The organism is Enhygromyxa salina (assembly GCF_002994635.1).
Classification (GTDB): Bacteria; Myxococcota_A; Polyangia; order Nannocystales; family Nannocystaceae; genus Plesiocystis; species Plesiocystis salina_B.
In genome coordinates, this window is sequence record NZ_PVNL01000161.1 from 1 (window position 1) to 3,390 (window position 3,390).

Sequence of the window (3,390 nt, forward strand, 5' to 3'; positions counted from 1 at the left end):
CGGGAACACGCCCTCGTCGTCGTAGCTGACCGTGCTGCCGCGCTGCTCGCCGTCGGAGTCGGTTGCGGTCTGGCTGATCAGGTTGCCGTGGGCGTCGTAGCTGCGGCTGGTGTGCAAGAACAGCTCGGGCCGTGTGGGCTCGAGCGTGTGGGTCTTCAGCGCGCCGGTGTCCGGATCATAGCTGGCGATCCACTCGCGCTGGCCCGGCGTCTGGCCGAGCTCGAGGAAATACGTGCGCTCGTAGATCGGCAGACCGAGCAACCAGCTGTCCGCGTCGTTTTGGTAGCCGAGCTCGCGCCGATAGTTCAGCGTCGCGTCACCGGTATCGATCGCCGTCGACCACACGGTCGGGTTGCCGTAGTCGTCGAGCTCGAACACGGTGTCGACGACGTCGCTGACGCGCGCGTCGTCATTGAAGTCCTCGGGCTCGCAGAACGTGTCGGCGCAGCCGTCGAGCTCGTAGCTGCGGGAGACCTGCTGCGAGACGTAGGGGTAGTAGCCAGGCGCGGTCGCGAGGTAGTCGAACACACGCTTGATGTGCGTGACGACGTGCTTACCCGACTCGATGTCGCGGTGGTCCTCCGTGATCGTCGCGGGGATCCCCGTGTACGGAAAGTCCAGCAGCTCGGGCGCGTAGGTGTGGCCATAGCCAACCCGCCGTCGGTAGATCGGCTGGCCGTCTTCGTCGAGCTCGATCGTCTGGTGCGACACGAACCCGAGCGCGCGCCGGCCCTCACGATCACTGCGCGCCACCCCGTAGCCGTGCTCGAACCGGCGCGGCACCAGCTGGCCGCCGGCGTCGAGCCGGTGGGTGTCCACGACGATCCGAGGATCTCGCTCGCAGCGGCGTGGGTACACGCAGCTGTCGAGATCCAGCGCGTACAGCCGCGCGGGCGCGTCGTAGTCGGTGAGCGAGCGATAGCTGACCTCGACCGTCGCGCCGAGGCCGTTTTGGATCCGCACGAGCTTGTCGGGCACCTCGCCCACGCGCTCGCGCAGGGTCCAGCGAAGCGACGTGAACACGCCGAGGTCGTGGAGGCCGTCGCCGGTCAGATCAAACGCAGTGCTGGCTCGCGGGCTGGTGTAGATATCGTTGAGCATCAGATCCAGCGAGACCGGCAGCGCGTCGAAGCTGCCGTCGCCGTTGCTGATGAAGACCGTCCACGCCCACTCGTTGGCGTTGGGATCATCGACGGGCGTGAGGTAGTCGAGCACCCCGTCGCCGTCGTAGTCGATCACGCCCGACGCCAAGTAGCGCGCGAATGATCGGTTGCCTTCAACCTCCGACTGCATCAACCAGCCGCCGTCGACGAAGCCGGTGCCAGTGTTGATCCAGATCCGCACGCCGCCCCACTCGGGCAGCGGGGGATCATCGATCACGATCGTGTTGTAGATCGTCTCGAGCTGCGCGGGCCCGTCGCCCGCGTGCAGCTCATAGCGCAGGACGTCGTGAAGGCCGTCGCCGTTGAGATCCAGGACCCGATCGACCCCAAAGCCCTGGTTGGATCGGGGAAAGTCAATCTCGACGTCGGAGTTGTTGTAGTGGCCCGCCAGGCTCGCCCGCCAGCGCTGGGCGAGATCCGGCGCGAGACCGGTGGACGCGAGCGAGCCAGCCCAGTCGTCGTGGGGATCGAGGGTGATCGCGGAATAGTCCGACCACGCCTTCGAGGGGATCCGGCTGTGCTTGTTCGCGTCCCAGGTCGGGATCACGAGCAGCGAGGCGAGACCGTCGCCGTCGTGATCGAGGAGCAGCAGCTTGTCGTAGACCGAGCAGACCAGGCCGGTGTCGAACACGGCGCTGGCGTCAAACCCGACGCCCGGGACATTGGGCGCAAACATCCAGCGCCCGGTGCCGAGCTCGGGCTCCTCGAGATCCGCTTCGCCCGCGCAGAACAGGAGATCGCCGAGGCCGTCGCCGGTCTGATCCGCGCCCGTGAATTGCCAGATCAGCCCAGCGCCGGGGTAGAACTCGAATTGATCGACGCCGCCCTCCGGCAGGCTGCGGGCGATGTAGAAGCTGTAACCGGCCGGGGGCAGGCCGGGGATCGGCACATTGTCGCCGAGCGCGTAGACGTCGTCGCGGCCGTCGCCGTCGTAGTCGGCCGCGAACATCGGCGGCACCGCCCGGCCGCCGCTGGCGTGGGAGCCGAGCGCCAGCATGCCGCTGCGCTCGCTCTCGTAGACCAGGTAATGCCCAGCCGCGGCGCACTGCTCGAAGTTGTCCCGCGTGGATCCGCAGTACTGGAAGTCCTCGCCGTGGGCGCCCGGCTGCGAGGTCCACGTCTCCCAACCCCGATGCTCGGGCAAGTTCGCGCTGCCGTCCCCAGCCGAGAGGAACATGTCGGTGCGCCCGTCGCCGTCGGCGTCGAGCAGGGTCATCAGCTCCGCGAACGGGTCGAGCACGTACTGCTCCTCGTTGGGGAACAGCATGAACGGAAAGAAGGCCCGCTCGGCAAAGTTGGCCTCGCCGGGCGTGTGCTCGAAGCCGTGCTCGCCGGGCTCCCACTCGAAGGTGGTCGCGGGCTTGCAGACCTGCTTGGCGTCGCACTGCTGGACCGCGTGCAGCAAGCTGCGCTCGGTGATGCTCGGGCTCGCGTAGTCGAGTTCGTAGCGGTGCACGAGCCCGTTGGGGGCGAATGTGGCGATTTTCGCAAGCCGCGAAGACTGCCGCTGCGGCGCGCCGAGGCTGTACCCCTGCCACGGATCCGGCCGCGGCTCCCAGCTCAGCCGAATGACCCGAGTGCTGGCGTGCAGCCCCGCGTGCGCGCCGTAGGCGATCGTGGAGACGTAGTGCTCGACGTCCGCCTCGCCGAGCAGCTGCCCGGCTCCGTCAGTCACGGCCGCGGTCTCGTAGGTATAGTGGTAGTCGATGTAGTTGCCGAAGCGATCGCGCACCTGCGAGAGCGCCCAGGTCCTCGCGCCGAGGTGGGTGGCCACGGTCGCGTCACGGCGGCATCCGTAAGTTGCGATCGTCCCGTCGCGTCGCCGCACCTCGAACCCGTACCCGCCATGACAGGTGTTCGAGCCGTCCGCGTCGACCTGGGCGACCACGCGCACGCGGGAGAAGTCGTCGCGCTTGGGCCGGTAGGTCGCGCCGAACTCGAACGCGGCGCCGTCGACCAGGGTCAGGCGCTGGCCGTCGAGGCACAGGCCGTCTTCGTCCGTCATCCGTACAGGTGTGACCTCGCCGTCTTCGGCGAGGGTGTGGCCGCAGCGTGTGATCACCGAGCTGCCGCCGAGGCTCCACCCGACGCCGAGCGGGTCGTCTCCGCGCTGGCTGTCGTACTCGAGCGAGAGCGAGGGCTCGAGCCCGCGGGCGGCCGGGGGGAGCTGGATCGGGATCGAGTAGCGGGCGGCGCCGTGATCATTGACGACGAACGAGCCCGGCAA

The 3,390-nt window shown here is 68.3% G+C and carries 1 protein-coding gene; it reads right to left on the reverse strand.

The features are described 5' to 3' along the window. A partial coding sequence (locus ENSA7_RS41135) for a SpvB/TcaC N-terminal domain-containing protein (RefSeq protein WP_181234634.1) occupies positions 1 to 3,390 on the reverse strand: 3,390 nt, incomplete at both ends.